This window comes from Pseudoalteromonas sp. PPB1 (assembly GCF_015356275.1).
Lineage (GTDB): Bacteria > Pseudomonadota > Gammaproteobacteria > Enterobacterales > Alteromonadaceae > Pseudoalteromonas > Pseudoalteromonas rubra_D.
Genome location: NZ_JACEQV010000039.1, coordinates 21,747 through 28,185, shown reverse-complemented (window position 1 = coordinate 28,185; position 6,439 = coordinate 21,747). Strand labels below are relative to the sequence as shown.

The 6,439-nt window shown below is 44.7% G+C and carries 4 protein-coding genes and 1 tRNA gene; 2 read left to right on the top strand and 3 right to left on the bottom strand.

What is annotated here, in order from left to right:
• Positions 1-160 precede the first annotated feature (160 nt).
• A tRNA-Asn gene (locus IY568_RS23255) sits at positions 161-237 on the bottom strand.
• Between the two features lie 1,136 nt (positions 238-1,373).
• On the opposite strand from IY568_RS23255, the gene IY568_RS23250 reads away from it, so the two are divergent.
• Both IY568_RS23250 and uvrB read left to right on the top strand, forming a co-directional pair.
• On the top strand, positions 1,374-2,753 hold the full coding sequence (locus tag IY568_RS23250; protein ID WP_125564469.1) for an MATE family efflux transporter: 1,380 nt from the start codon (positions 1,374-1,376) through the stop codon (positions 2,751-2,753).
• Positions 2,750-4,762: an excinuclease ABC subunit UvrB gene (uvrB, locus tag IY568_RS23245; protein WP_194868833.1), complete on the top strand. Its 2,013-nt coding sequence runs from the start codon at positions 2,750-2,752 to the stop codon at positions 4,760-4,762. Before IY568_RS23250 ends, uvrB begins: the two co-directional genes overlap by 4 nt.
• Before the next feature lie 42 nt (positions 4,763-4,804).
• Here the strand turns inward: uvrB and IY568_RS23240 are convergent, their stop codons facing one another.
• Both IY568_RS23240 and IY568_RS23235 read right to left on the bottom strand, forming a co-directional pair.
• Entirely contained in the window at positions 4,805-5,401 is a 597-nt protein-coding gene (locus IY568_RS23240; protein WP_125564473.1) for a porin family protein, read from the bottom strand.
• Positions 5,402-5,522: 121 nt separating this feature from the next.
• On the bottom strand, positions 5,523-6,353 hold the full coding sequence (locus tag IY568_RS23235) for a LysR substrate-binding domain-containing protein (protein ID WP_228553541.1): 831 nt from the start codon (positions 6,351-6,353) through the stop codon (positions 5,523-5,525).
• Positions 6,354-6,439 lie beyond the last annotated feature (86 nt).

The window sequence follows — 6,439 nt, the reverse complement described above, 5'->3', positions numbered from 1 at the left end:
AATTTCCAGGTAGTCAGGAACTCGCGCATTGACCTGACAAAGGTGTCGCGGTTCGCTTTGTCCGTAAAGTCAAAGAAAGGATCGGATAAAGTCCAGCCACCTACCGAAGGTAAGATCTTCAGGTCCGCGTGGATAGGTGTAATCGTTTCCATTGAAAGATTGGCTCCCCCTCCCCGACTCGAACGGGGGACCTGCGGATTAACAGTCCGTCGCTCTAACCAACTGAGCTAAGGGGGAAGCATGTCTCTCAACGGGGCGAAATATTAATGACCGCTAGGCAAGGTGTCAACAATAAAAATCATTGAATTGTAAAAAAGCAGTCCGTTCGTTGAATTAATGCGCGATTTGCCCCTTTTTTAGCTGCCTGATAGGCCTCTTGATGCTCTTAAGAGCGACCAGGAATCCTGAGCGGGGAATTCGGCTCGATCACAAAATGTCTAATTTTTGGAGTTTATGTCTTATTTTTGTTCGAAGAGAGTTTTTTTTACACTTTAGTTGGGATCAATAATTGTGACACTGTGAGATCCGGAAAAGATCTTAGAAATGATCGAATAACAATCCAGTATAATTGGAATTTATTGCACAAAAATTACTCAATATATACAGAATTATTGCATATAAATGTTGTGAAAAATGCAAACCCCTTAATAGTCAATGGTTTAAGTGTTTTTGCTCGTATCGCCTCAAATTTGCAATATTCTAATATTGGTCTAAAGGAGTGCGATCTTGCTTTGAATTGTTACTTGATCCCAGCCCGTTAGTGGCAGGATCATCGTATATGTTGCGATCCTTTGTCTGGATCGTAGGCTAGGCCTTTATTTTTAAAGGCTGTGATAAGTTATCCACGGAATCTGTGGATAACATTGTTTATTAAACTTTAAAAAGTCTTACAAAGCCAGTTATTCCGGGGTATAGCGACGATGCAAGGGTTTTGGTGAAAAATATTTTGTTATTATTATTCAGTGGCTTATATAAATTGCGTCAATCTGGAATGAGAAATGCAAAATATGACGGATTTATTTCGTATCAGCACCAACAATGTGCAAAAAGTGACCCGAATCAAGTACTGGTGCGATAAAAAACCGACTTTTTCCTAAATAAGTTTGAGTTGATGTGAAATACCCCAATAAAACAATTTTATTGCCCTATCCGGGCGTGGTCAGCATCGAGGCATAACTTACTTTCTTTGTTATGGGTCCGTGTATGGCCAATTTAGTACAAGCACATTGAGATAGAAGCAAAATGCAACAAGGTATGACATCTATATAGGCAGGTTGTACGTATCGTATCTACATATAAATGGCTGTTTAATTGAGTGCATCACAGAGGGTGATCCATTAGAATACCCGCTTCTACATGAGGTAAAGCAAACTATGTCCGAAGTTCGTCAATCAAGTCCAGGTAGTGATATTCTCAATGGGTCAATCGCCCTAACGCTAAGACGTATGACCGTCCCCATGATTTTTGGCATGATCACTCTGATGAGTTTTAACTTAATTGATACCTTTTTCATTAGTTTGCTAGGTACTGAGCCGCTTGCAGCAGTCAGCTTTACTTTCCCTGTTACCTTTACTGTCATCAGTCTTGCAATCGGACTTGGTATTGGTACGTCGGCGGTCATTGCTAAAGCTCTGGGTGCTAATAATATGGATGAAGCTAAGTTTGATGGGTTTGTCGCTTTATTAGTCTCCGCGGTGATGGTTGCTGTTTTGTCGGCCATTGGTTATGTGTTAATTGAGCCTATATTCACATTACTGGGCGCAAGTCCGCAAACCATGCCTTATATCTATGACTATATTTCGATTTGGTTTGCAGGGGCTGTATTCTTGATTATGCCGATGATAGGCAACTCTATTCTCAGGGCCAGTGGTGATACAAAGACGCCAAGCCTGATTATGGGATTGGGTGGACTTATTAATGCGATCCTGGACCCTTTGCTTATTTTTGGCTACGGCCCATTTCCTGAGCTAGGAGTGAAAGGTGCAGCGATAGCCAGTGTGATAGCCTGGAGCGTTGGCGTTGTATTTATTTTATACTTACTGACTGTTAAGAAGCGCTTACTACAATTCTCCAGCCCACAGCAGAGCATCTTCCAGGCGACTAGTAAAATACTCAAGATTGGCTTGCCAGCCGCCGGAGCAAATATGCTCACGCCAATCGCCATGGCAGTCATGACCGCAATTATCGCCACTTATGGTGCTGAAGCTGTGGCGGCTTTTGGTGTGGGCAGCCGTATAGAGTCTATTGCCAGTCTCGTAGTATTGGCGCTGTCTATGACCTTACCTCCGTTCGTCAGTCAGAATTTTGGTGCTCAGAAATATCAGCGTGTTGAAGATGCTTATCAGACTACTTTGAAATTTGTGATGGCATGGCAATTTGCTATCTACATCTTGCTTATTGCATCTTCACACTGGATTAGTCAGGCATTTGGTGATGAGCCTCAGGTAATCGACATTATTAAACTATTTATCTATACCTTGCCACTGAGTTATGGTTTGCAAGGGGTGATCATTCTCACTAACTCGTCATTTAATGCATTACATAAGCCAATGCGGGCATTAGTATTGAGCATAGTCCGTCTGTTTGTCTTTTATGTGCCTTGTGCCTACCTGGGGTCACATTTTGCGGGTATTCAGGGGCTGTTTATCGGTGCTGCAGTTGGTAACCTTTTCACTGCAATACTGGCGTATAAATGGTTTACAAGCACCCTTAATGCGATGCGAGTGAGTCAACCTCTGGAGAAAACAGTATGAGTGATGTATTTGACCTGGTTTCCGAGTTTTCACCCAATGGTGATCAGCCTACAGCCATTGCACAGTTGTGTGATGGCTTAGAAGCAGGTCTGGCACATCAGACCTTGCTGGGTGCAACTGGTACAGGTAAAACCTTTACCATGGCCAATATTATTCATAACTTGAACCGGCCAACCATTATTATGGCGCACAACAAAACCCTCGCGGCGCAGTTGTATGGTGAGATGAAAGAGTTTTTCCCCAACAATGCGGTGGAGTATTTTGTCTCTTATTATGATTATTATCAGCCTGAAGCCTATGTTGTTGCCAGTGATACGTTTATAGAAAAAGACGCTTCAATCAATGAACATATCGAGCAGATGCGTTTGTCTGCAACAAAAGCCTTGTTGGAGCGTCGGGATACGATCATTGTTGCTTCGGTTTCTGCGATTTATGGTTTGGGCGACCCTGACTCTTACATGAAAATGATGCTGTTGCTTAAAGTGGGTGAAACTATGGAGCAACGAGCTATGTTGCGACGTTTGGCGGAGCTTCAATATACCCGTAACGACATGGATTTTAGCCGTGGTACGTATCGGGTCAGGGGAGAAGTCATTGACATCTTCCCAGCAGAATCAGATACCTATGCGATCCGGGTGGAAATGTTCGATGAAGAAATTGAACGGATCAGCATGTTTGACCCGCTCACCGGAGCGGTTGAAAAGCACTTAGTGCGTGCCACGATTTACCCAAAAACTCACTACGTCACGCCGCGCGAGAAAATCTTAGATGCGATTGAGAAAATCAAACTGGAACTTAAAGAGCGTCGCAATAAATTGCTGACCGATAACCGGTTGGTAGAGGAGCAGCGGGTTGCTCAGCGCACGCAATATGATATTGAGATGATGACCGAGCTTGGTTATTGCTCAGGCATTGAGAACTATAGCCGTTATTTATCTGGGCGAGCACCTGGCGAGCCGCCGCCAACCTTACTGGATTATTTACCAGACGACGCACTAATGATCATTGATGAGTCTCATGTCACGGTGTCACAGATAGGTGCCATGTATAAGGGAGATCGCAGCCGTAAAGAAAACCTGGTTGAATATGGTTTCAGATTGCCTTCTGCCATGGATAACCGGCCTCTCAAATTCGAAGAGTTTGAGGCAATCGCACCGCAAACGATTTATGTTTCGGCGACACCGGGAGATTATGAAATCGAGCGCTCGAGCGGGGAGGTAGCTGAGCAGGTGATCCGTCCGACAGGATTACTCGATCCTATATTGGAAGTGCGCCCTGTTGCGACTCAGGTTGACGATCTGCTCTCGGAAATCTATCGGCGGGTTGAATTGCAGGAACGAGTCCTGGTTACAACCTTGACCAAGCGTATGGCGGAAGATTTGACTGACTACCTCAATGATCATGATGTCCGGGTACGTTATTTACACTCGGACATAGATACCGTGGAGCGTATGGAGATTATTCGTGATTTACGTAAAGGTGTCTTTGATGTGTTGGTCGGTATTAACTTGCTGAGAGAGGGTCTGGATATGCCCGAAGTGTCTTTGGTGGCGATCCTGGATGCAGATAAAGAGGGCTTTTTACGCTCGACCCGCTCTCTGATCCAGACGATTGGTCGGGCTGCGCGACACATTAACGGTAAAGCGATTTTGTATGGTGACGTGGTAACCAAGTCTATGCGTCAGGCAATCGATGAAACTGAACGACGCCGTGCTATTCAACATGCTTATAATGAAAAGCATGGCCTGAAGCCACAAGCTTTGGTTAAAAAGATCACTGATGTAATGGACTTAGGTGAAGAAGTGTCGCCGGAACAAGCTGCGAAGATTTCCAAAGCGGCGAAACAGCCGGCGGTTGTCAAACAGGGTCAGAGTGTGACAGAGCTCACAGAGCAGATTAAGCAACTGGAGGCTCAGATGATGCAGTATGCGCGTGAGTTGGAGTTCGAGAAAGCCGCGAGTATACGTGATGAAGTCCAGCTATTGCAGCAGCAATTATTGCAGAGCTAATACTAAACGCGCAGCCTATAGCTGCGCGTTTTGCTGCTTCATTTAGAAGCGATAACTGATACCTACACCCAGACTTGAGGTATCTAGGTCGCCCATATCCATATATTGAATAGCAGCATTAACTGACAAACCATTGTCCCAGTCGTATTGCCAGCCTGCCTCAGCTAAAAAGCTGACCCCATCTTCCTCAACCATGTTTTTACCTTTGTAGCCAATTTCGTAATCGTAATAATGTGCACCGACCTTACCATACAAGTAGTTATTCTCGGTGAGCTGATACTGGCCTTTTACCGCAAGTACAAAGTTGTCATAATCTAATTCGTTTGCGCCGATTTCAAATAGCGCCTTGTCATTGCGTGTACACGTAAATTTATCGTCGTTGTCATCTGTACACTTCCACTCATCGGCTTCCATACCTGTGTTGATACCCGCTTCCAGCGCCCAGGTAGAATCATATTGATAGTTATAATATGCATAAACATGCGTAACGCCATCCCCATCCTGATCAGAGCTTTTATACGAAGCGCTGCCGCCGAATAGTTGTGCACCTACGCGGTGTTTTTCATCATGTTGTGCAGCCTGTGTTGCGAAAGAGGCTGAAACTGCAAAAACGAGTGTGAGGAGAGATAAAGATTTCATTGCTGTCATTCCGTTTGATTAACTTGCTGACAAGTTTAAGCTGAGTCCTTGTGAGAGTCTGTTTGTGGCCTGTCATAAAATGTAAGCGCATGTAGAGTGAATGTGAGCAAAGATTAATAGACTAATCAAAACGTTGGATTGCATCACAGAGAGTGCGTAAATCATCTTCTTTCACCGGGTTAGCCGTTGTATTGCTTCTGATCAGCACCACTTCAATAGCCGGCAATGCAGGAAGACCTGAATGTGTAATGATATTAAGATCCTGTGCGCTACTTCTTGCCAATGCGCCCACTGCCAGTCCCGCCTTAACCAGTGCGCGTAAAGCGGATGCACTGCCACAGTTTGCAATGATCTTGAATGGTCGCTCTTGTTTCATCAACCCCTCAGTGGCTGCCTGATGAAAGCGGCAGTCTCGTTGAAATATGGCCAACGGTAAAGGTGCTTTCGAATGAGGTTTTCCAACCCAGACGCCCTGATCATGGTATAGAAGTAACCCTTCTTCAGAATCCGGACTGCGAGTAATGATGCCCAAGTCTAATTCGCTCTGGTCCAGTGCATCCTTTATTCGGTTGCTTGACATACAGTGAATGTCCAGTTCCAGGTTTGGCCAGTGTTGATGTAATTGGTTGACAAGTCTAGGTAAAATAGTCTCAGCATAATCGTCAGGACATCCGAGTCTAAGCTGAGTGACTCGCTCGCTGCTGCGCATGTAAGTCAGGGTATCGTCGTGTAAGCGTACTAACCGTCTGGCATAACGCATCAAAGTATGGCCATCCTGAGTCAAGTGTAGCTTGCGACCTGACTTTTCAAATAAAGGTTTACCTACGTCCTGCTGGAGTTTTTTCATTTGCATACTGATTGCTGATTGAGTTCGGTGCAGTTGGCTGGCTGCCCGGGTAAAGCTGCCGTTTTCGACACAGGCGATAAAGCTACGTAGAGATTCTATGTCCATACTCATAAGAGATATTGATGTTTGATATCAGAATTATCCGCTGGTTTAAGATCAATTTGCAACCTAAAGTAGAGCAACTAACAAAC